At 29.6% G+C, this 23,036-nt stretch carries 21 protein-coding genes; 8 read left to right on the plus strand and 13 right to left on the minus strand.

The window, feature by feature from the left end; genetic code table 11:
* Positions 1-6 precede the first annotated feature (6 nt).
* From XJ44_RS08045 to XJ44_RS08060, 4 genes are read left to right on the plus strand one after another with little or no spacing between them, the layout of a single operon-like run.
* Positions 7-1,299: a hemolysin family protein gene (locus XJ44_RS08045; RefSeq protein WP_077198655.1), complete on the plus strand. Its 1,293-nt coding sequence runs from the start codon at positions 7-9 to the stop codon at positions 1,297-1,299.
* A complete protein-coding gene (gene cdd, locus XJ44_RS08050) occupies positions 1,292-1,681 on the plus strand; it encodes a cytidine deaminase (RefSeq protein WP_075666460.1) in 390 nt (129 codons plus the stop codon). Before XJ44_RS08045 ends, cdd begins: the two co-directional genes overlap by 8 nt.
* Before the next feature lie 20 nt (positions 1,682-1,701).
* Complete coding sequence (locus tag XJ44_RS08055; RefSeq protein WP_233119543.1) at positions 1,702-3,201, plus strand: DNA repair protein RecN; 1,500 nt, start codon at positions 1,702-1,704, stop codon at positions 3,199-3,201.
* 5 nt (positions 3,202-3,206) lie between these two features.
* Positions 3,207-3,719 carry a hypothetical protein gene (locus XJ44_RS08060; protein WP_075666462.1) on the plus strand — a complete coding sequence of 171 codons (513 nt, stop codon included), beginning with the start codon at positions 3,207-3,209 and terminating at the stop codon, positions 3,717-3,719.
* Here XJ44_RS08060 and ligA read toward each other — a convergent pair.
* On the minus strand, positions 3,702-5,687 hold the full coding sequence (ligA, locus tag XJ44_RS08065; RefSeq protein ID WP_077198657.1) for an NAD-dependent DNA ligase LigA: 1,986 nt from the start codon (positions 5,685-5,687) through the stop codon (positions 3,702-3,704). The genes XJ44_RS08060 and ligA overlap by 18 nt on opposite strands.
* Positions 5,688-5,788: 101 nt before the next feature.
* Here ligA and XJ44_RS08070 point away from each other — a divergent pair, with 101 nt between their 5' ends.
* The gene (locus tag XJ44_RS08070) at positions 5,789-6,007 is read left to right on the plus strand and encodes a hypothetical protein (protein ID WP_075666464.1); all 219 of its coding nucleotides are present in this window, start codon (positions 5,789-5,791) and stop codon (positions 6,005-6,007) included.
* A 3-nt stretch (positions 6,008-6,010) separates the two neighbouring features.
* Here the strand turns inward: XJ44_RS08070 and rnr are convergent, their stop codons facing one another.
* The 8 genes from rnr to XJ44_RS08110 are packed head-to-tail and all read right to left on the minus strand — an operon-like array spanning position 6,011 to position 14,344.
* Positions 6,011-8,125 carry a ribonuclease R gene (rnr, locus tag XJ44_RS08075; RefSeq protein ID WP_075666465.1) on the minus strand — a complete coding sequence of 705 codons (2,115 nt, stop codon included), beginning with the start codon at positions 8,123-8,125 and terminating at the stop codon, positions 6,011-6,013.
* A gap of 4 nt (positions 8,126-8,129) precedes the next feature.
* The gene (locus tag XJ44_RS08080; RefSeq protein ID WP_077198658.1) at positions 8,130-9,380 is read right to left on the minus strand and encodes a 16S rRNA (cytosine(967)-C(5))-methyltransferase; all 1,251 of its coding nucleotides are present in this window, start codon (positions 9,378-9,380) and stop codon (positions 8,130-8,132) included.
* Positions 9,377-10,069: a zinc metallopeptidase gene (locus XJ44_RS08085; RefSeq protein ID WP_077198659.1), complete on the minus strand. Its 693-nt coding sequence runs from the start codon at positions 10,067-10,069 to the stop codon at positions 9,377-9,379. The genes XJ44_RS08080 and XJ44_RS08085 overlap by 4 nt, the downstream gene beginning before the upstream one ends.
* 4 nt (positions 10,070-10,073) lie before the next feature.
* The gene (locus tag XJ44_RS08090; protein ID WP_075666468.1) at positions 10,074-10,733 is read right to left on the minus strand and encodes a response regulator transcription factor; all 660 of its coding nucleotides are present in this window, start codon (positions 10,731-10,733) and stop codon (positions 10,074-10,076) included.
* Positions 10,714-11,430 (minus strand): 23S rRNA (guanosine(2251)-2'-O)-methyltransferase RlmB, encoded by a 717-nt coding sequence (gene rlmB, locus XJ44_RS08095; RefSeq protein ID WP_075666469.1) that lies wholly within the window; start codon positions 11,428-11,430, stop codon positions 10,714-10,716. The genes XJ44_RS08090 and rlmB overlap by 20 nt, the downstream gene beginning before the upstream one ends.
* A complete protein-coding gene (gene mazG / locus XJ44_RS08100) occupies positions 11,427-12,182 on the minus strand; it encodes a nucleoside triphosphate pyrophosphohydrolase (protein WP_077198660.1) in 756 nt (251 codons plus the stop codon). The genes rlmB and mazG overlap by 4 nt, the downstream gene beginning before the upstream one ends.
* Positions 12,166-13,140: an AI-2E family transporter gene (locus XJ44_RS08105; protein ID WP_077198661.1), complete on the minus strand. Its 975-nt coding sequence runs from the start codon at positions 13,138-13,140 to the stop codon at positions 12,166-12,168. Before XJ44_RS08105 ends, mazG begins: the two co-directional genes overlap by 17 nt.
* Positions 13,130-14,344, minus strand: a complete 1,215-nt coding sequence (locus XJ44_RS08110) for a hypothetical protein (protein ID WP_077198662.1) — start codon at positions 14,342-14,344, stop codon at positions 13,130-13,132. Before XJ44_RS08110 ends, XJ44_RS08105 begins: the two co-directional genes overlap by 11 nt.
* An 81-nt stretch (positions 14,345-14,425) precedes the next feature.
* On the opposite strand from XJ44_RS08110, the gene XJ44_RS08115 reads away from it, so the two are divergent.
* Positions 14,426-15,604 carry a hypothetical protein gene (locus tag XJ44_RS08115; protein ID WP_077198663.1) on the plus strand — a complete coding sequence of 393 codons (1,179 nt, stop codon included), beginning with the start codon at positions 14,426-14,428 and terminating at the stop codon, positions 15,602-15,604.
* 21 nt (positions 15,605-15,625) lie between these two features.
* Here XJ44_RS08115 and XJ44_RS08120 read toward each other — a convergent pair whose 3' ends face one another.
* The 4 genes from XJ44_RS08120 to rpe are packed head-to-tail and all read right to left on the minus strand — an operon-like array spanning position 15,626 to position 21,189.
* Entirely contained in the window at positions 15,626-17,650 is a 2,025-nt protein-coding gene (locus XJ44_RS08120; RefSeq protein ID WP_077198664.1) for an efflux RND transporter permease subunit, read from the minus strand.
* A complete protein-coding gene (locus XJ44_RS08125) occupies positions 17,647-18,084 on the minus strand; it encodes a hypothetical protein (protein WP_077198665.1) in 438 nt (145 codons plus the stop codon). The genes XJ44_RS08120 and XJ44_RS08125 overlap by 4 nt, the downstream gene beginning before the upstream one ends.
* Entirely contained in the window at positions 18,074-20,548 is a 2,475-nt protein-coding gene (locus XJ44_RS08130) for a helix-hairpin-helix domain-containing protein (RefSeq protein ID WP_077198666.1), read from the minus strand. Before XJ44_RS08130 ends, XJ44_RS08125 begins: the two co-directional genes overlap by 11 nt.
* Positions 20,545-21,189: a ribulose-phosphate 3-epimerase gene (rpe, locus tag XJ44_RS08135; protein ID WP_077198667.1), complete on the minus strand. Its 645-nt coding sequence runs from the start codon at positions 21,187-21,189 to the stop codon at positions 20,545-20,547. Before rpe ends, XJ44_RS08130 begins: the two co-directional genes overlap by 4 nt.
* Before the next feature lie 59 nt (positions 21,190-21,248).
* Here rpe and XJ44_RS08140 point away from each other — a divergent pair, with 59 nt between their 5' ends.
* Both XJ44_RS08140 and XJ44_RS08145 read left to right on the plus strand, forming a co-directional pair.
* Entirely contained in the window at positions 21,249-22,046 is a 798-nt protein-coding gene (locus tag XJ44_RS08140; RefSeq protein WP_077198668.1) for a purine-nucleoside phosphorylase, read from the plus strand.
* Positions 22,047-23,030, plus strand: a complete 984-nt coding sequence (locus XJ44_RS08145) for a DHH family phosphoesterase (protein ID WP_075666479.1) — start codon at positions 22,047-22,049, stop codon at positions 23,028-23,030. It abuts the gene before it with no gap.
* Positions 23,031-23,036 lie beyond the last annotated feature (6 nt).

Here is a 23,036-nt window from a genome sequence, read left to right on the forward strand (position 1 = left end):
TATAGAATGGAAGATCCTTTAAGTTATTTTTGGTCATTTATATTTTTGATATTTTTGTTGTATTTGTCGTCTGTTTTTTCCGCTTCAGAAACAGCTTTAACATCTGTAAGTAGATTGAAATTAAGGGAGTCTTTGAGAAAAGGTGATATGAAAGAGGAAGAAAATGAATTACATCTTTTTAATAAGTTACTTACCGTTATTTTGATTATGAATAATTTGGTAAATATTTTGGCTTCATCCGTTGCAACTTTGTTGGTTGTTGGTCTATTTGAAAATATACTTCCGAGTAGTGTTTCTGCGCTTTTAAGTACTTTAGTCTTAACCTTTTTTATACTTATCTTTGGTGAAATTACTCCTAAGATATACGCACGACAAAACAATGAGAAAATTTTTAATAAGATGATTAAAGTGCTTTTATTCCTTTCAAAAGTTTTTTCTCCTATAATTAAAATGTTAGTGGGAATTTCAAATTTTGTTATAAAGTTAATTGGTGGAAAATTGGTAGAAGAAGCGCCATTTATTACAACTGAAGATATTTTAATGTATGTGGAAGTTGGAATGGAAGAAGGAACTTTACGCCATGAGGAAAGTTTTATGTTAAAAAGGACTTTGGAAATGGAAGAGTCAATGGTTAAAGAAATTATGATTCCCCGAGTGGATATCATAGCAATTGAGGAATCTGAGACATTGGATAAAGTAATGGAGATTATAAAGGAAGAAGAATATTCAAGAATTCCTGTTTATAAAGAAACTATAGATAATATTGTGGGAATTTGTTATGCAAAGGATGTTCTTGTTTTTATTAGTGAGAGAGGAACGGATGTTTCAACCAAAGTAAAAGTAAAAGAACTTATGAGGGAACCTTTGTTTGTTCCAGAAACAATGAAAGTTTCTGAACTTTTGAAAATTTTTAAGGAACAAAAAATACATATGGCAATAGTGGTAGATGAGTATGGAGGAACAGCAGGTCTTGTAACGATGGAAGATATATTGGAAGAAATTTTTGGTGAAATAATGGATGAATATGATCAAAATGAAAATATTGGTATAAAAAGGCTTGAAAATGGGGCATATATAGTTGATGCGACAGTGCCAATAAATGATTTGGAAAGGGAATTGGGTGTTGACTTTCCTGAAACGGATTACGAAACACTGGCCGGTTATATATTAGAGCATCTTCAAAGAATTCCAAAGGTTGGTGAAGAAATTCTTATCGATGGTTTTTCGTTTAAGATTATTGCAGCATCTAAGAACCGAATTGAAAAAGTTTTAGTAAAGGTGGTGGAAAAAAATGAGTAATAAGTTAATTGCATTGGCAAAAGATGCAATGAAAAGAGCTTATGCACCTTATTCCAGTTTTAAGGTAGGAGCGGCACTGTTGACAAAAACTGGTAAAGTCTTTACGGGTTCAAATGTGGAAAACGCTTCTTATGGATTAACGTGTTGCGCTGAGCGTATAGCCATTTTTAAAGCTGTAAGTGAAGGTGAAAAAGAATTTGATACATTAGTTGTAGTTGGAGATACAGAAGATCCAATATCACCATGTGGTGCTTGTAGACAGGTTATGGCTGAATTTGGAGACTTCAAAGTTATTTTAGTTGGAAAAAATGGTGCAGTAAAGGAAACAACTGTGGGGGAATTGTTGCCCGATTATTTTAAAAAGGAGCATTTGAACAAATGAACAGGGCACAGATTGTCTCCGTGCATTTACATGATTATTTGTATTTTAGAGATATTGATATATTTTTTGATTCAGGACTGAATGTTATAACTGGGGAGACTGGTGTTGGAAAAAGTTTAATATTAGATGTATTTGGGATTTTGTTGGGGATTGCTAATGGAAGAGTGGATAGTTATAACGCAGAGATGGTAATGGATATTCCTGTAGATTATCCTGAATATGACGTTTTTTCCGGAGAGAATGTTTTTTCTATAACAAAGAAAGGGAATAGAACTGTTTTTAAAATTAATGGGAAAGTTTTTCCAAAAAAGATTGTAAGTAAATTACTCTCGGAATTTATAACTTTGCACAGACAAAATTCACATATAAAGATTTTAGAACCAAATTTTATTTTAAATTTTCTAGATGAAACTTCAAATAATTTTGAAGATTTGAAGAAATATAGAGAGTATTTTGAAAGATATAAAAAAATTCGAAAATTATTAACCGAAGAATCGTTAAGTGATTTAAGGGAAAACTTGGCGGAATTAGAAGAAAAAATAATTGAAATTGAAAAGATTAGTCCCTCAATAGAAGAAGAAGAGAAGTTGAAGAGAGAATATGATATTGCTTTGAAAGCACAAGAAACTATTGAAAAGTATAATTATATATTAAATTCAAGTGAGGAAATTACGGAAAAGCTCTGGGAAATAAAAAAGATGTTGAATGAAAAACATGAAGAATCTTTGAATACCGCGTTAGATATAATAGAAACTTTAAAGTTGGATTTGCAGAAAGAAATTGATGAAATAGAAAGCTACGATATAAAGGAACTGGAAGAAAGAATATGGGATTATAACCTTTTAAAGAGAAAGTATGGACCTACAATAGAAGATGTAATAGATAATTATGAGAACTTTATAAAAGATTCTAAAAAATTAAAAGAAAGAATTAAAATTTTAGAAAATTCAAATAATGAACTTGAGCAAGTTTTAAATAAAATGAGGAAATATGCAAGTTTGTTGTCGGAAAGTAGAAAAAATGCTGCAAAGAAAGTTTTGGAAAGGTTTTATAGACATTCAAGAGATTTGAATTTGTCTTTTGAATTGAAATTTCAATTTGAAAATGTGGATTTTAATTATTTTGGAATGGATAAAGTAGAATTACTCGGTAGTGCAATAAAGGGAGAAAAATTAAAACCGGTAAAGAATATAGCATCGGGTGGAGAGTTGTCAAGACTTATGCTTGCTTTGGAACTTTCCGTTGTTTCAGATGGGATTTTGATTTTTGACGAAATTGATGCGGGAATTAGTGGTATTACTGGGAATAAACTTGCAGAAAAGTTGAAAGAAGTTTCTAAAAATTATCAAGTAATTGTAGTGACGCACTTACCACAAGTTGCAATTAAGGCTGATAAACACTTTGTTGTGAATAAAACAGATAACGGAGGGAAAGTTTGTGAATTGGATGAAGAAAAAAGAGCGCAAGAGATAAAAAGAATGTTAGGTTCCGATGCTGTTTTAAAGTTTATTGAGGAGTGATGTTCGTGAAGAAAGTATTTATTTTATTTTTTCTACTTTTATTGTTTTTTGGGTGTAATAATACCGATGAAAATTGTATTCTTATTGGAAAAAATAAAATTTGTCTACAACCTAATGATGAAATTATCAGTATAAATACGGGATATTATAATGTTTTACTTAAGAATGGTGACTTGTTATATTTTGAAGGAATTTCTCAAACTGGTGGGATTGATTTGGAAAAAGCATTAATTTTGGCTAGAATAGATGCAGCTTTAAAAATGAAAGATTTTTTAGGAATAGATATTAAGTCGGAAAACGGAGAAATCACCTTAAATTACGGTGATATAAAGCATCTATCGTATGACTTGATCTATCTTTTGAATAGATCTTTGGAATATATTGTTTTTAGAAGAAATCGCGGAAATTTTTATGAAATACATACAATTTTATTTTTTATTCCATCTTTAAAGAGATTTGTCCCTATATATGAGGATGATTTTTCAAGAAAGATTTGGAAATTAAGTAATCATTTTTAGAAAGTCTTCTTCCGATAGAATTTTTACACCTAATTGTTGTGCTTTTTTTAACTTTGAGCCTGGATTTTCACCAACTATTAGGTAGTTTGTTTTGGTACTTACGGAATTTGATACTTTGCCACCGTTTAATTCTATTAGTTCTATAGCTTTATCTCTTGAGAGAGAGTTTAATTTACCTGTAATTACAAATGTTAGTCCTTTTAATATATCCGATTTTTTCATTTCCTTTTTTTCAAGATTTACTCCAGCCTTTTTCAATTTTTCAATAATTTCTTTTGTTTTTTCGTTTTTGAAATAATTTATTATACTTTTGGCAATTTCAGGACCTATATTTTCAATTTCAACTAGCTCTTCATAGGAAGCATTGGATAGGTTTTCTAAGCTTTTAAATCTTTTTGCTAGTATTTTTGCAGTTTTTTCACCAACTAATGGTATGCCAAGACCAATAATGACTCTGTTTAGTGGAGTATGTTTTGCTTTATTTATTTGTTCTAGAATTTTTGCGATGGATTTTTGACCTAATCCGCTTATTTGTGCTAGCTCAAAGGGAGTTAGGTAAAATATATCGGCTACATCATCTACCAATTTTGCGTCAACTATTTTATCGATAATTTTTTCACCGATACCAGAAATATCAAAAGCAGATTTAGATACAAATATTTCTAAATGTCTTTTAAGTTTCTGAGGACAATGCGGATTGAGACATCTAATGGCGGTTTCATCATCAGATAATTTTCCAATTTCGCCATTGCAAATGGGACATTTTTTTGGAATTTCAATATCTTTTTCGGAACCTGTTCTTTTTTCTTTGATTATGTTTACAACTTGTGGAATTATACCTCCCGCTTTTTCAACGAGGACGTGATCACCGATTTTAATGTCTTTTTCTTTTATGTAATCAAAGTTATGTAATGATGCACGTTTTACGATACTGCCATCTAAATCTATTGGTTCAAAGATTGCAACAGGAGTAATAACTCCGCTTCTTCCAACGTTTAATTCTACGTCTAATATTTTTGTTTCTTTTTGAATAGCAGGGAATTTAAAAGCAATAGCCCATCTTGGTGATTTTGTGGTTTCTCCCAAAATTTTTTGATACTCAAAGTTATTAACCTTTATTACCAATCCATCGATCCAATAATCTAATTTTTTCCTACCATCGGTCCATTTTTTCCAAAAATTTACAACACATTCTATATCTTGGCACAGTTTTGAGTGCGGATTAACTTTAAACCCTATTTCTTTCAAGAAGTTTAAAGCTTCCCATTGAGTAGTTAATCCGTATTTTTCAGGATTTACTATATGATAAATAAATGAATCAAGGTTTCTTCTTGCAACAATTGAAGAATTCAATTGGCGAATTGTCCCAGCTGCTGCATTACGTGGATTTGCAAAAGGTTGTAAGCCTTCTTTTTCGGCTAATTTGTTGTATTTTTCAAATTCTTTAATAGGCATATAAATCTCGCCTCGAACTTCTATATCAATATTTTTGAATAATCGCAAAGGTATTGATTTTATTTTTTTTACATTTTCTGAAATGTCATCGCCAATTATTCCATTGCCACGACTGATTGCAGTTTTAAAATATCCATTTTCATACCTTATTGCAACGGAGATACCATCTATTTTTAATTCACATACATATTGTACTATGTTTGTCTTTAACATTTTTTTTATTCTATTATCAAATTCTCTCATTTCTAGTTCGTTGTATGTATTGTCTAAACTTAGCATGGGAATTGAATGTTCCACTTTTTTAAATCCTTGAATTAATCCCCCTCCCACTTTTTGTGTTGGAGAATTTAATGAATAGTATTCAGGATATTTTTTTTCCAGATCTATTAATTTTTTTAAAAGTTTATCGTATTCTTCATCACTTATTACCGGATCAGCCAAAACATAATATCTGTAATTATGATATTCAATTTCTTTCCGTAATTTTTCAATTTCATCTTTGATTTTATCCATATTACTTTCCTCCAAATTATTTTTGTAAATTTGCAAAAAATTTGATTGTATGATAAAATATTTTTTGGTAATTAATATATTTTTTTGGGGGAGGTATAAATATGATAAACTTTCTTGCTATTTTAGGTGTTATATTTTTAATAATTTTAGGGATTTTATTTTTTCCGTTTTTATCCCCTATTTTATCTATAGTTCTTGGAGTTCTTTTAATTGTTTTGATTTTTATTGGATTAGTAACAATAGTACTTCCAGTAGTTCTTGTCTTAATAGCAATCGCTCTTATTGTAAAAGGTGTCAGATATTTAACAAACAAAAGGTGAGGCTTATGCCTCACTTATTTCAAAATCAATCTGCATTCTAGTTTTGTTAGCATTTACAACTTTTGCCCTTAATTTATCTCCTATTTTGTACACTTTTCCTGTATGTTGACCAATTAAGATACTTTTTTCGGGATCATATAAGAAATAATCATCCAGTGTAGAAACATGAATTAATCCTGATATGTTTTTATCTATTATTTCTACGAACATTCCAAATTTTGTGACGGAAGTTACAACTACATCGAAAACTTCACCAATGTGATTTGATATATAGTCAATTTTTTTCAAGGCAATATAATCCCACTCAGCTTCATCTGCTATTCTCTCTCTTTTACTTGAATGTATGGCAACTTTTGATAGCTTCTCATTTAATTTTTTGAGTTGCTTTTTTGATATTTTTTTGTTGTCAGTTAAGAATTTTTTAATAAGTCTGTGGACAATAAGATCTGGATATCTCCTTATCGGAGAGGTAAAATGTGTGTATGCATATGAGGCAAGTCCAAAATGTCCAATGTTTGTAGCTGAATAGATTGCACGTTTCATTGAACGGACAAGGAGTTTTTCTATACTCCCCCTTAATGGATGTCCTTCGGTTTTTTCGAGTAATGTTTGTAATACTTTGGGTTGTATCTTTTTTGGAACTTTAAATTCTATCCCTAAAGCTGCTAAATAATTTTTTAATTGGATAATTGTATCTGGATCAGGTTGTTCATGTACTCTATATACAAATGGCAAATCAAGATGATGAAAAATTTCTGCGATGGTTTCATTTGCTTTTATCATAAATTCTTCTATGATAACTTCTGCTTCTCCCCTTTTCCTTGGGATAATATCGACTGCGTGCCCTTTTTCATCTAGAATAATCTTAACTTCTCCACCTTCTATGTCTAAAATTGCCCCTCTTTCTTTTCGAGCTTTTCTTAAAATATCTTTTAATTCTTTCATTAGCAATAATTCTTTTCTTAAGTCTCCAATTTTTTTTATTGCTTCTTCTTTTCCTTCGAAAAGAGCGTTTACATCGTCGTATACAAGTCTTCTATTGCTTCTTATTACTCCTTTTGTAACTTCAAAATCAACTACTTTACCATCTTTGTTGATTTCCATTGTTAACGACATTACCAAACGATCTTCGCCTTGGACCAAACTACAAATTCCATGTGATAATTTAAAAGGTAACATTGGAATGACTCTATCTATTAAATAAATACTTGTTCCGCGTTTAAACGCTTCTTTGTCTAGAAAGCTATCTTCTTTTACATAGTGTGAAACATCTGCAATATGTACTCCAAGTAGGTAGTTTCCATTTTTTAATTTTTTTACACTTACAGCATCATCAAAATCCTTTGCATCTGGTCCATCAATTGTTACTACTAATTCATTTCTAAAATCTTTTCTATTTTTAATGTCTCTTGAAAAGACTTTATCAGGAATTTTTGATGCTTCTTGCATAACTTCGTTTGGAAAAGATATATTTATGTCATGTTTTACGATTACAGTTGGAAAATCAGTTGCAGGATCATCGGCATAACCTAATACTTCTACAATTTTTGCAACGGGATTTTTCGTAGGGGTAGGATATTTTAAAATCTTCCCTACTACTTTTTGACCAGGTTTTGCATTATTAAAAAATTCTATGGGGATATAAAAATCATATTGAATTTTTGGATCATCTGGGATTAAAAATGCAGCTCTTCCAATAGGTTGAAATGTTCCCACTACCTTTTTTAACCCGTGATCAATTATTTTTATTACTCTTCCTTCAGGTATGTCATACCATTTTCCCTCTATTTCTACTATTACCTTGTCTTTATGTATAGCTCTCCCTGCTTTTTCGGCGGGAATAGCAATTTCTTCTCCGGATTCTGTCCAAACAAATGCCATTGTACCATTTCTTGTGAATTCTATAGTACCAATGACCATATTTTTGCTTATTGGTTTGTATCTTCCTTTACTGTCTTTGAATAATTTTCCTTCGTATAAAAGATCATTTAGTATTTTTCTTAGTTCTTTTTTTTCTGTTTTATTTTTTAAGCCTAGTGCTTTATATAATTCTTTTTGAAGCATAGGTTTATAATTTTTTGAATTTATAAAATTTAATACTTTTCTTTTGGTAATCATTTCTTCACTCCTTTATCTTTCTAATGATTGAAACATAAAATGGTGTTAGAGTTTCATCTGGATAAAATAGCGCTCCATAGCCATCCCATATATATTTTATACCAAATTGTTCTAATTGGTTTCTTATATCCAAAAATTCACCGAGAGATTTTAGTTGATTTACAGTATTTTTGTTTTCCTCGATAGTTACTGTACATGTAGAATAAACCATTAATCCATGTTTTTTTAGATTTTTCCATAAATTTGATATGATCTTTTGTTGAATTTTGGAAAGTTTCTGGAAATTTTCCTTAGATTGTCTTCTTAAAACCTCTGGATTTCTTCTTGCTGTTCCTAGACTGCTGCAGGGTACATCAACAAAGATTTTATCAAAAAAGTCATTTAATTTTATTTTTTGAGCATCGTAATTTAAGATTTTTTTTGGTTTTAAATTTAATCTTTTGAATTGTTCTTCTAGGATTTTTATCCTTTCTTTTTCGATATCGTTTACATATAAGTTTACATCTTGCAGTTCTAAAATATGTGTGGCTTTTCCACCTGGAGCAGCACATGCATCTAAAACATATTCATCTTTTTTGAAGTCTACAAGTAAAGGTATTATCTGTGATGATTCACTTTGATATGTAATTAGACCTTTTTTGTATTCTTCAAATTCCCATGGATTTTTTTCAATTTTTTCAAAGACTATTCCTACAGGAGAATGGGAGGTAAATGATGAATTGCTTATTTTTATATTGTCTCTTTCTATCTTTTTAATATTTACCCTTGCAGTAGTTTTGAGGGGTTTTTGATTTAATTCTAACATTTTAATTATATAATCTATTGGCAAAAAGCTTTTCCAATATTCAACTAACCATTTTGGATGGGAGAATTTTAAGTGTATTTCTTTTGGTTCTATATATCCAATTTTTGATATTTTTCTTAAAACAGCATTGACAAGTCCTTTGAATGACTTTTTTTCAACCAAATCCACCATTTCATTTACAATTAAATAATTTGGTTTATTTGTGAATAATATTTGAAAAGTTCCCATTCTTAAGATAGTTCGAATTGACGGAGGTATCTCTTTGTTTTTCAAAAAAGAATTTATTATCCAATCTAGATAATCTTGATATCTTAAAACGCCAAATATCAAGTTTTTAAAAAAAGCTTTCTCCTCCACATAGGAGAAAGCACTATAAAATTCAGTGGAGAATATTCCCGACTTAAACTTTTTTCTTAATAGTCTGTATGCAATGATTAAATCACTTTTCAATCTCTGTTTCCTCCTAGAAATCCTGCAATTAGTAACATTCTTAGAAGTTGTAAAAATGCCATTAACGTACTTGCAACATAAGTCATAGCTGCTGCACCTAGTACACTTTTTACACCAGATAGTTCATTTTTTGGCATCATTAAGTTGCTTTCCAAAATCTTAACGGCCCTTCTGCTTGCGTCAAATTCTACAGGAAGAGTAATTAATGAGAATATAACCGCTAATGAGAATAAGAGAATTCCAATTCTTACCAATGCCATATTCATAAAGATAAATCCAAGTATAAATAAGATCCATGAAAGATTTGAAGAAAAGGATACAACTGGAGCAATACTATTTCTCAAAATTAATGGCACATATTTTCTTGCGTGTTGGATTGCATGACCAATTTCATGTGCAACTACTCCGAGTGCAGCTACAGAATTTGAATTGTATGTGGCATCGGATAGTCTAACAACTTTTTTTATTGGATCATAGTGATCTGTTAAATTTCCAGGAACTCTTTCTACTTTTACATTATAAATCCCTGAAGATTCCAACATAAATTTTGCAAGTTCAGCACCTGTCATATTTAGGCTAGATGGAATTCTAGAGTATTTTGAAAATCTTTCTTGAACGTACATTTGCGCAATAAGTGCCAAAAGGATACCAGGTATTAGAATTATAAAGGTTGGGTCAAAGAAAAACACCTTTTCACCTCCAATTTATTGTATAGCCCACTCCTCTAATAGTTTTTATTAAATCCGGTGATATTTTTTTTCTTAGATAGTTTATATATACTTCAACTATATTTTCAGAACCTTCATACGAAATTCCCCAAACTGCGTTTAAAATTTCTTCTTTTGAAACTGTCCTATTTGAATTTTTAACAAGATAAAAAAGTAAATCAAACTCTGTTTTAGAAAGATTTACAGGTTTTGATTTGTGTAATACTTCTCGTTTTTGTAAGTTTATTTTTAGTTCTCCTATTTTAATTTCTTTTTCAAAAGTTATTCCTTTTCTCCTTGCAAGTGCTTTGGTTCTTGCAAACAATTCTTCAAAATCGAAAGGTTTTACTACATAATCGTCTGCACCACTTTCAAATCCTTCTAATTTATCTTTTTTTTGAGAAAGAGCTGTTAGCATTATTATACCAGCTGTTGGATCCATTTTTCTTATTTTTTTGGCAACTTCTGTACCATCTATATCTGGCAGCATAACATCCAAAATTACGACATCAGGTTTGAATTTATCATACAAAAGTATGGCATCTTCACCAAATTCACAAGTTTTAACTGTACAATTTTCGTGTTTATATTCTAATTCTAATAATCTTCTTAATTTCTCATCATCTTCAACTATTAATATCTTCATTTTTTCTAAACACCTCGTATAATAATATTCCAGCACTTACAGATACATTTAAAGATTCTACTTTATTTTTCATGGGAATTGAAATCAAATCGTCGCATTTATTTTTTACATTTTCTCTAATGCCACTTCCTTCGTTTCCCAATACTAAAGCTACGGGTTTTTTTAGATCTACTTTATGATACGCTTTTCCTTCCATTGCAGCACCATATACCCATACACCTAACTTTTTTATTTTTTCTATAAATCTTGAAAGGTTTGTTACTTGAACTATATTTGTTTTAAATATTGTTCCTACAGAAACTTTCACAACAGCTGGTGTTACCTTTACTGAGTTGTTTTTTGGTATTACTATTGCATCAACACCAGTTGCAACAGAAGTCCTAATGATTGCACCAAAATTATGTGGATCTTGTATTTGATCTAGAATAACAATAAATGGGTTGGTTATTTCTTCGATTATTAATTCATCTTTATATTCAAACTTCCCAATGTCGATTACAACCCCTTGGTGTTTTTTTTCATTTGAAATCCTTTCTAGTATTTTATCATTAGCTATTGTATATGGCATGTTTCTTTGTTTGACACTTTCGATTAATTTTTCTAAATCTCTTGATTTTGAATTTGAAAAGTAAACCATTTTTACAGATACATCATTTTCCAATATTTCTTTTAGAACATTTCTACCATATACTTTCACTTTTTTGACTCCTTCCAATATTGTTCTAGTTCGTTAATTGATAGATCTTCCATTTTTCCTCCATCCTTTTCGATTAATTCTTCCATCTTTTTAAACCTATTTACAAATTTTTGTGTTGCGTTTCTTAATGAGACTTCTGGATCAACTTTTAAAAATCTTGAAAGATTTACTATTGAAAATAATAAATCACCAAATTCTTCTTCTATTTCATTTGCGTTTTTGGAGTTTTTAAGTTCTTCAAGTTCTTCGTATACTTTTTCGTATACATCTTCTATGTTATCCCAGTCAAAACCAATGTTTGCAGCGTTTTCTTGTATTCTTCTTGCAAGCGAAAGGGCAGGAAGTGATTTGTTTACTTTTCCAATTTTTGAGAAGTGTTTTTCTCCCTTTTCAAGTGCTTTTATTTTTTCCCAGCGTTCATATGAAAAATCTTTTTCGTTTCCAAAGACATGTGGATGTCTTCTAATTAATTTGTTAATCAAAGTGTTGATTATATCTTCGATTGTAAACTCTTTTTTTTCTTTTCCAATTTGTGCATGAAAGATTACTTGTAAGAGAATATCCCCTAATTCCTCAACCATATTTTTGTAATTTTGATTTTTAACTTCTTTAACAAATTCATAGGTTTCTTCGATTAAATACGGAATTATCGATTCATGAGTCTGTTTTCTATCCCACGAACAACCATTTTCTCCCCTAAGGGTTTCCATAATTTGGAGTAATTCTTCAAACTTTTCACCTATTTTTCCCATAATTACCTCCCAAAATGTATTCAACCCAATATCTTTTTATAAACAAAAGAGAAGGAATAGCTATTAGGATTCCTATGAATCCAAGTATATCCCCAAAAATGAGCAGAGAAATTATTAATATAAACCAATGTATGTTAAAATTCTCGCTTTGGATTTTTGGGGCAAATACCCAACTTTCCAATTGATTTGCCAATACCAAAATTAAGATACTAATTATTATACCTTTTATACCTAATGATGAATATCCAAGCATTAACATGGGAATTGATACAATTACAACTCCTAGAAACGGTATAAAATCCGTTATAAATGAAATTACTCCAAGAAAAAACGCTCCCTTAATTTTAAAGACCCATGCAAGAATTCCAACTATAAGTCCTACAAGCATTGCAATAATTACCTGTCCACTTACAAATTTTTCAAAGTCTTTGTAAAATTTCTTTATAAAATTGTATCCTTTTTCTGGATCTTTTATGAAAAAATTTTTTACGCGTTTTTTTAAATATTCTTTTAAATTTGCAACTGCAACTGTGGTGGTTGTTATTAAAATTACCATTGTTATTAAAGATGGAGTAAAACTGATGATTTTATTAAAAATATTTAACGCGAAATTTGAAATTTGTCGATTAGAGTTGTTTATAAAATCTAGGAGCCATTTCGGAAGTGTTGTATTGTTTGGAATAGAAAGTTTGGTTAATTCTGAAAATATTTTTTTCCCTTCTAAGAAGATTATTGGAAAAAAATTTATAGAAGAGTAAAAAATCAAAGATAAGAGTAATGAGTATGAGATAACCTTTGAAAGTTTTGGATTCAACTTTCTTGAAAGATATTTTGCAGGAACGTCAAGTACAATAGAAATATAAAAACCAATTACTACTGCTCCTAAAACAAATGGTGAAATTTTTAATATGATTAGGAATATAACAAAATAAAATAAGAGTATAAAACTATCTAACATCTTTTTCACCATCTTTTTTTTTGAATTTGTTAAGAAATTTATTGATAATTGATTCTTTTTGATTTATTTTAGAGACATGTGTAAATTTATTTTGCTTATCTTTTAAAAATTTGACAAATAGGTTTAAGATTGCTCGATTAGCATCTACTTCTGGATATAGTATTCTTCCAATACCTTCGATTGCATTTTCTAAAGTAATGTCAATGTTAGATAAAATTTCTTTTTTTAATACAAGAGTTCTGTTTTTGACATGATACTTTTTATTCTTTGTTTCCAACATATTTGTTGATATTTTTATTTCTAATTCTACTGCTAAGTCTTTGAGTAGGTTTTCGACTATTTTTAAGTTTTCTTTTTCTACATCGGTTAGCTGATCTTTATTTATGTAAGCAAATTCAAAATTTTTTGAGTATTTTTCAAGAAAAACATTAATAGTGTTTATATTTTTTCCTAAAAAATCTTTTTCACTTTCTACTATATCTTTTATATTTTGCGAAATATAAACTGGTTTATAGCCACTTTCAATTGCCGTATCTATTAAGTAATAATATTTTACATAGTCACTCTTTGTTATAAACAAGTATTTGTTGAGGGCATTAAGCAATTTTACCGCGTGTAATTGTACATCTTTCCAGTTTATCTCATCATGTGCTTGCCCTCCATCAAGTTTTTCCAAATCTTTTGCAAGATACATTGCAATTTCCGCTTTTTCACAATTTAATAAGATAGTCTTTATCTTATGAACATACGCTGTTCTTTTAAATGGCAATTCTAATTTTTCGATTTTTTTTATAATAGTTTTTGTTGGTTTTTTTATATTATAGCTAAATAGAAAATTCTTTTCTGTGGCAACTAAAAAGCCGTTTATATAAATTTTTGAATTGTTATTTTCGTTTAGAAAGACCTCACCTTCGTTGTTTGACTCTAGTACCGTTACGTTATTTAAAAACATAGATTTTAACTTGTCGAGCGATTCATCTGGAATATTATAAAATAAAATTGTTGCATTTTCAATTACAGGGGAATCAATCTTATTATCTGCTTTTAATATTTTAAAATCGACATCTTTAAGAAATTTAGTAACTATGCGATCTGCAGAGAATAGTATTTCATTTTTGTTAAATTTAATTTTGTATTTTGAGATTATAGCAAGGTTTGCAAGTGAGAATACAAGCGACTTTTCTGTTTTGGAAAAATCAAACATAAAATCCCCCCTAGATTCAAAATAAATTATACCATAACTGTGGTATAATAAAATTACGAAGAATTATGTGGAGGTGATATTATGAGAAAATTTTTAATTACGTTATTAATTTTTACGTTTACATTGTTTGTATTTTCAAATATTCCCCTTAGTATCGGTACAATTGAAAAAAATAATGAAAAGTATTTTGTGTATGAATTAACCCCTGAATTTTCTTTTGGAACTTTAACTTTGGGAATTGGATTTACAGCTTATGCCACTGATGTAGTTTATGGAGAGCTTTATTATGGAATTCCTTCTTCTACACCGAGTACTAACATAATTAATGCATTTGTTTTAAATACTCTGGGAATAAAAACGGATAATTTTGGGTTTAGGTACGGTTTAGTTAAACCTACTACTTTGGCTTTAGGATTTAATATGAGGAAGTACATTAACAGAAATACTAGGGCATTTGATTTAAAATTTAATTTATCTAATTTTGGGCTTTATACACATATACCATACGAGATTACTAAATTTGTACCTTTTGAAGTTTTACAATCTGATAGTGTATTTTTTGGTGACTTTGTGTATAAAGCAGGATTTGTGGAATTACAAGTATATGGTATAACTGACACTGAAGCAACGGATACTTTTGTAATTGACAATTCTACACCTGTTAAATATGCGGGTGGTGTTGCGATATACGTACCATTAGTTAATGTTGTAAAATTGGGAGTTGAATTTGCTTTACAATCGGATGAAAGCTTTTCTTCTATAGGAAATGGTGTCTTTGTAGGAGTTTATGGAGATTTTGGAGTTTTAGAACCAGTTGGTGGAGTATATTATTTTAGAAATGGCTATGTTCCATTTTTGTTTGATAGAAACTATAACTATTTAAAATCAAATCAAAGTTTAAATGGTTTAGAAAACGTTGATGATAAATCTGGATATTTGGTAGGGATGTCAGTGGATTTGATGCCGTATGGTAATGGTGAGTTTTACGTTTATGGTGCTTTAGATGGTGTTACACCAGTTGCTGAAGGAAATGTAAGAATTATATTACCGGAAATAGCTAGCTTTCCAGGATTGTTTATTGATGGATATTATTACGATTCCACACCATTTGAGAATGGTTTCTTAGATGAAAATACAGAAGTGTATTTAAAAATTTCATATCCTATACTCGGTGAAAGTTTCGTTGCAGGGATTGTTTATAGCTGGGAAGAAAACCAATGGGCAAAGAGTTTGTTTATAGGTGGATTGACGACGTTTTAAGAAAAAGACCTCTCTGATAAATCAGAGAGGTCTTTTTTTATTTTTTGTGAAATTTAATAGAAATGGCTGTATTATCAGTGTAAAGTAAAGACCGGTAGATATACCAAGTATTAACAATAACGCTATTGATTTGAAGAGTTTTAAAGAAGAGAAAAGTAGAACAGAAAATCCCAGTATCAATCCTATACCATTTGCAAGAATTGGAGGGCCGACGTTTATTATCGATTGTTTTGAAGATTTTGTTAAACTTCTGTCATTTGCAAGATGTATCGAATAGTCTATAACTAAGCCCATTAAAATACTAGAGGTTATGGATGTTGAGATATCCAGGTTAATTTTAAAGATTGCCATGAAGATAAAATTGAAAATTGTGGTGAAGCTTATTGGGATTATTACACTTAAGGTTATTTTGATTGATTTAAAAGTAATTAAAATCATGAGAAAGATTATGATACTTGCAAATAAGATAGTCTGTAATTGTGCATTTAATATACTGTTATTTATATCATGCCATATTAAAGAAGAACCGGCCACATAGAAGTTATCATAAGGTATGTATTTTTTTATTAATTTGACTACTTTGTCGACGTTGTTATAACCATCTTGATTTAAGTAGATTAATAATCTGATCTTATTTTTATTGGCAATGTAATATTTTAAAACGGGATTTGTCTTTGAAAAATTGTATAATAGTGGTATAGGAATATTGAATGGAAAATTGACATTGGAGATAAGTTCAGACTTTTCAAGTTCTCTTGTAAATTTCTTTAATTTTGTATTATCAGAGGCAAGGAATACTTTTTCATTTTCTATGACCAATGATATAGGTTCTCTAAAGTTAAAAACATTTTGCATAATTTTTGTTGCTTTTCCAAGTTGTGAGTTTTCTGAAAAATACGATAACATGTCAGATTTTATTGAGATATTTTTAAGAATTAATGGGGAAAATATTATTAAAACAACAAAAGTTATTAGAGAGAAAATAGCAACTTTGTCTCCCAAGTATTTTATACCAAATTTTTCAGGTTCTTTTTTTCCGAGTGATAGAATTAATGGTGAAAGTTCAAAAATTATTATTACATTTATTGCAAGCCCTATAGAGACCAAAACACCTAGTTCTTTAAAAGATTCAATCTTTACAAAAATGAAAGATAAGAATCCAGCAGCGGTTGTTAACATTGAAAACAGAATAGGAGCTAAAATATGAGATTTTGTCTTTTTGAAATCCTTGTTTTTGTAAAAAGAATTATAATAGTGTAAACCATACCCGGAACCTATTATTAAAAGAAATGAAAAAATCATTACGGTTAACGTATTTAGAGGTCTTCCCGTGAGGAAGAGCATAGCAATTGTTATTAACGTAGAAAGTATGGGAGATAAAAGTATAAATAGTGAAGATTTAAATGATTTTGTTTGGTAGTAAAAAAACAATAGTATTAAAGAGAACATTATAACAGGATAGAAATACATTTGTTTTAGTAATTCTTTAAAGAGATAGCTATCAATAACTGGTTCCCCAAATAAATAAAAGTTTTTAAAGTAATTTGTTACTATGTTTTCAATTTTTGAGATATCTTTTCTTGAATCTACATTTGGTCTGAAAATTACGTTAATTATGCAGTATTTTCCATCTTTGCTTATTAAATTTTGTGCCATTTTGTCTTTTAGAATATCTTTTTGTAGAGTGTTATTTTTTACATAGTTTTGTGATGAAAAATTTGCTTTTGGAATATTTGTAGGACTTAAGATTGTAGTTATGTTTTTCATTTTTAAGAGAGCTTTTTCTAACTTTATTAATTTTGTTGTTTGTTCACTGTTAAAAAATGTTTTTTCAGAATAAAGTATAACAAAGATTGTGTTGCCATCGTTAAAGTCTTTGCCAAGTCTTATGAAATTTTTAATGTTTACATTGTTTATTTCTTCTATATTTTGTCCATGTTTAAAACCAGGAAGAAATACTTCTGGGCCTGTATATACCTTTCCTTTAGAGATTATTATTAAGATAGATAGTAAAATAACGATAGAAAAAATTATAAGTTTTTTCATAATTTATCACCTTCAAATTTTTCCGCTTCAACAGCAGCATTAATTAAAATATCATGAAATTTTTTCCATTCATTTATGACTTTTTGTTTTTTTAGATGTTGGACACATTTTTCATTTTCCTTTGGTTCTAAAAGTAAACATCCACTGGGGCGTTTTTCTTTTGTAAGTTTACATCCTCTTTCCGTTAAAAAAGTGCATTCGCCTGATATGGAATGATCAAAAACTTGAAATTCTTTTCCTTTTATAGAAGGCCTTACAAAATATTCCTCTTTTTTCTCCCAATCTATACACCAATTTCCGGATTTGAAAGCATCAATTAGATTTTTGTAAATTTCTTCTTTTGTATTACCAAAATCATTTGGAAGGGCAAGTCCTGGATAATTCTTGCAACATTTACCTTTGCATTTACTACAAATTTCAAAATTAATATACATCTCTTTCACCTTCTATCATTATTTTATAATCGTCAAAGAGAGGTCTTGCACCTTTTATTTTTAGATTATTATTTTTAACGTAGAGGTATTCATTGGTGTTTCCTTTTTCTAAAAAGTTTTTTGGTGGAAGATTGTTTACACTGTAAGTTACTTTTCTATAACCTGGAATTATTTTTAATTCTCTATCATATATCAACGTGTAAATTCCATCGGGAATATTTATTTTAATTGTAGAAATACCATCACTTGCATATCCGGCGATTGATTTAACATTAATTGCTAATTTTTGATCTCTTGAAAAAGCTATTGAAAGCGGGGCAAGTTGGTTTTCTAATTCGTTATCTGTAAATGGTTTTGAAATACAAAATCCCAAAGTATTGTATTCCATATCGCAGCGTTCCCATGCTTTTTCTTCTTTTATTTCTTCACTAATCTTTTTACCAAATAGTTTATTAGATAATTCCAAAATTTTTTCATTTATTCCATTCCTAATTTCTTTTAATTTAAATAAAAGTTCCCTTCTATTATTTGAAAGATAATCAAAACTTCCAACTTTGATTAAGGATTCAATTACCGAGTAATTTAAATTTGGATTTTTTTGAATAAACTCTTCTAAGGAATTGTATGGAGAGTTTTTAAGTATTTTTCTTTCAAGATTTTCGTTTATACCTTTTATTAAAAATAAGGGGATATAAAAAGTATTTTCATCTTTTCTATTTTCGATATTAGGGGAAGAAATTTTGAATCCCCTTGATTGAATTTCAAAAATTATTTTTTCTATTTTTGAAGTATCGTATTTTAAAAGTATTGTATAAAATTCTTTTGGATAGTGTTTTTTGAAATATGAAAGATAATACGATATATGAGAATATGCAACGGCGTGAGATTTGTTAAATGCATATTCTGAAAATTCTAAAATAATTTCAACTAATTCGTTTACTTCATTTTCGGAGAATTTTTTTAGAAGGTTATTTCTAAATTTTTCCATTAAAGGTTTCATTATGTTTTTATCTTTTTTTGAAACTGCTTTTCTCAAAATATCTGCTTCTTCGTCGGAAAATTCCGCGTAGTTTTTTGCAATTTTCATTATTTGTTCTTGAAATATCAATATTCCATATGTCTCATCAAGTATATCTAATTTGCCTTTTTGATTTTTCCATTTGGCACTTGCCAATTTTTTATCTAGATTAGATTTTAAAGGTCCGGGCCTGTTAAGGGAAATAACTATTGAAAGTTCGTTTATGGATTTTGGTTTAATCAATCTAATAATTTTTTTTGCGATATTACTTTCAAGTTGAAAAATTCCGTTGGTATAGCCTTTAGATATGAATTTGAACGTTTCACTATCCAATTTTGGTTTTCCAAGTACATTTTCAAGTTCAGAAAGAATTGTCAAAGTTTTTAAGCCTAGAATATCAAATTTTATATATCCAATTTTTTGTAAAGAGTCCATATCCCATTCAATTATATTATCTTTTATTGGAAGTTTTAAGGGTGATGTAGATATAATTATGCCTGCAGCGTGAATACTTTTGTGAATGGGTAACCCCAAAAGGTCATTTAGTTCTAAATAAGACACATTGGTTTCGAATGCAATTTTTTTTAGTGTTTTTAATCCGATATTAGAGAACGTACTTATGTGGTACACATATTTGAATTCTTTTTTAAGTAGTTCTATAAGTTTTTTCCGTTTTTCATCTTCAACATCTAAATCTATATCCGGTGGTTCTTTTCTTCCTATGTTTAGAAATCTTTCAAATAACAGATTGTATTTTAGAGGGTCAATTTTTGTTATTCCGAGCATGTACGACAGCAAAGAGCCTACAGCACTTCCCCTTCCAGGACCAATTTTAATGTTATTTTTTTTTGCAATATTTGTTATTTTGTGGACTGTGTAGAAGTAATCTAAGAAATTTTTGGCTTTTATGATTTCTAACTCATATTTTAACCTTTCTTTATATGCGGGATTGTTGATTTTTTCCAGGTTTATAAAATTTGATGGTGCTTTTGGAAGTGTTTGAAAAGATGTAATTTTATAATCTGAAACATCTAAATTGCAATAAATTTTTTTTAATACACCTTTTTCAACGGGTGAGATACCCAAGAATTTAGAAAATGTTTCATAGACCTTTCTTTTTCCGGGCAAGTAATATGCAAAGTAAACTTGATCTTTATCTATGTAATTAAGATCTAATTTTTGAAAAGAATTGTTGGAATATGCATTAAATAACGAATACAACTCATCCGTGTTTTTCGCATAAAATACCTTGTCATTGTATGGATATGCAATTATAGGTTTAATGTGGTATTTTTTGCAAGTTTCTATAAATTTTACAGTTGCATGAAAGTTATTATCACACAACACCAAAACCTTTGCCTCTTGACTTGAAGCATATCTTACAGTGTCTTCAATTTTCAGAATAGATCCTTTAAAAGAATAAGGAGAAACTATTGCGGTGATCATTTTCCCCTTAATTGGCTGCTCAGATTTTCAAGATCAGGATTTTTGAAAATACCATAACCCATTATTAAAATATTCGCACCAGCGGATACTACAACGTCGGCATTTGAGGAGTTTACCCCACCATCTACTGCAATTGAATAGTTCATTCCGTATTTTTGTTTCCAGTTGTTTAGAGTTTTAATTTTTTCAATAGATTTTGCTATAAATTTTTGACCGGAAAACCCTGGGTTTACACTCATTACCAGTACGCCATCCACATAAGGAATAACTTCTTCTATTAATACAAGGGGAGTTCCTGGATTTAGTGTGACAAAGGCCTCGATGTTATTTTCTTTTATTTTTGTAATTGCCCTATGGATGTGTACAGTGCTTTCAATGTGGACTGTGATTCTTTGAATATCGAAATCTAATAGTTTATCAATGTGAAATTCTGGATTTGTAACCATTAAATGTACGTCTATGGGTAAATCCGTAATATTTTTAACTGCTTTGATCAATGGAAAACCAAAGGTTAAATTTGGAACAAAATGACCGTCCATAACGTCTATATGGAGTTCGTCAATGTAATTTTCCACTCTTTTTATTTCAGACTTCAAATTTAAAAAATCTGCCGCAAGGATTGAACCACTTAATTTAGTCATTTTTCATTCCCCCTAACAAATTTATGTTATAATAATTATAACATGAGGAGGTGGAAATAGTGAAGGAAAAAATTTTGCAAACAGTTGAATATATTAGAGCAAAAGTTGATTTTAAACCGGATATAGGATTAATTTTAGGATCCGGTCTTGGTTTTTTAGCGGATAAAATAGAAGATTCAAATGAAATAGCATATGAAGAAATTCCGAATTTTCCACATTCTACGGTTGCAGGTCATGAAGGAAAATTGGTTTTTGGTAAATTATCTGGGAAACGTGTAGTTGTACTAAAGGGAAGGTTCCATTTGTATGAAGGATGGTCTCCTGAAGTAATAAAATTTGTGATTTATGTTTTAAACAAATTAGGTGTAAAAAAATTAATAATTACAAACGCAGCAGGAGGAATAAATAAGTTATTAAAACCTGGAGATATTGTTTTGGTAAAAGATATTATTAATTTCCAATTTAAAAATCCGTTGCGTGGTCCAAATTACGAAGAGTTTGGCCCGAGATTTCCAGATATGTCGACTATTTTAGATAAAGAATGGACTGAAAGGTTAAAAGAAAGTTTTGATTTGCCACAAGGAGTTTATATGGCCGTTTTAGGCCCAAGCTATGAAACACCCGCCGAGATAAGGGCGTTTAGAAAATTAGGGGCTGATGTAGTGGGAATGTCAACGGTTCCTGAAATAATTGCTGCAAAGCACTGTGGAATAGATTGTCTTGTGTTGTCTTGTGTAACAAATATGGCAGCAGGTGTTTTGGATCAGCCATTATCACATAAAGAAGTTGTAGAAGTTGCAAATAGAGTAAAAGATAAATTCTCAAAAATAGTTTTAAAGTCTTTGGAGGTGGCTTGATTGGTTGCAAATGAGTTTTTGAATATTGTTGGAACCTTAAATGAAGCAAAAAAAATAGTTGTAATTGGTCATATAATGCCAGATGGTGATGATATAAGCTCAGTGTTATCTCTTTCATTAGGGCTAAAAAAATTAGGGAAAGAAATTCTATCTTCAATTGATTGGAAAATTCCAGGTTATTTTCACGAGATTGATGAAGTAAAACATATTAGAAATTATGATGAAATAGATGTATATGGGTTTAATCCAGATGTTATAGTAGTAGTTGATGCCTCTAGTCCAGATAGAGTTGGAAGATTTTCAGAAGTGTTAAAAGATTTTAAAGTCATAGTTATTGATCATCATGCTACTAACACTTATTTTGGAGATATAAATTGGGTGGATCCTACTTTTGGAGCTACAGCCCAAATGGTTTTAAGGATTAACAAAGAACTTCAAGTTGAATATGATGAAAGACTTGCATTAGTAAATTTAATGGGAATAGAAACTGATACGGGATTTTTTAAATATTCAAATGCAGATGAAAGAGTTTTTAATGATGCGGCATATTTGATCTCACTAGGCGCAAGACCAGATGTTATTGCAAGAATGATATTGGAAAACAAAAGGCTTGAACAGTTTAAATTATTATCTAGAATGATTGATAATTTAAAATTAGAATGTGATGGGAAAATTGCATATTCATTTTTATCAAAAGAAGATTATGAAGAGTTTAATTGTACAGATGAAGATAGTGGAGGATTTGTAAGCGAGATTAGAGCTATTAAAGGAGTAGAAATTGCCATATTTTTCTATGAATATGTAAAGGGAGAAGTTCATATAAGTTTTCGGTCGAAAGAGTGGTTTGATGTAAGCAAGATTGCGTTTTCTCTGGGGGGAGGAGGCCATCCAAGGGCGGCTGGTGTGACCATAAATGGGAATATAGAAGATATAATTAAGGAGGTAATTAAGTTAACTAAGGCTACTTTTTCAGCGCAAAGGTAGCCAAGT

Origin of the sequence: Thermosipho affectus, from assembly GCF_001990485.1 — a bacterium.
Classification (GTDB): domain Bacteria; phylum Thermotogota; class Thermotogae; order Thermotogales; family Fervidobacteriaceae; genus Thermosipho; species Thermosipho affectus.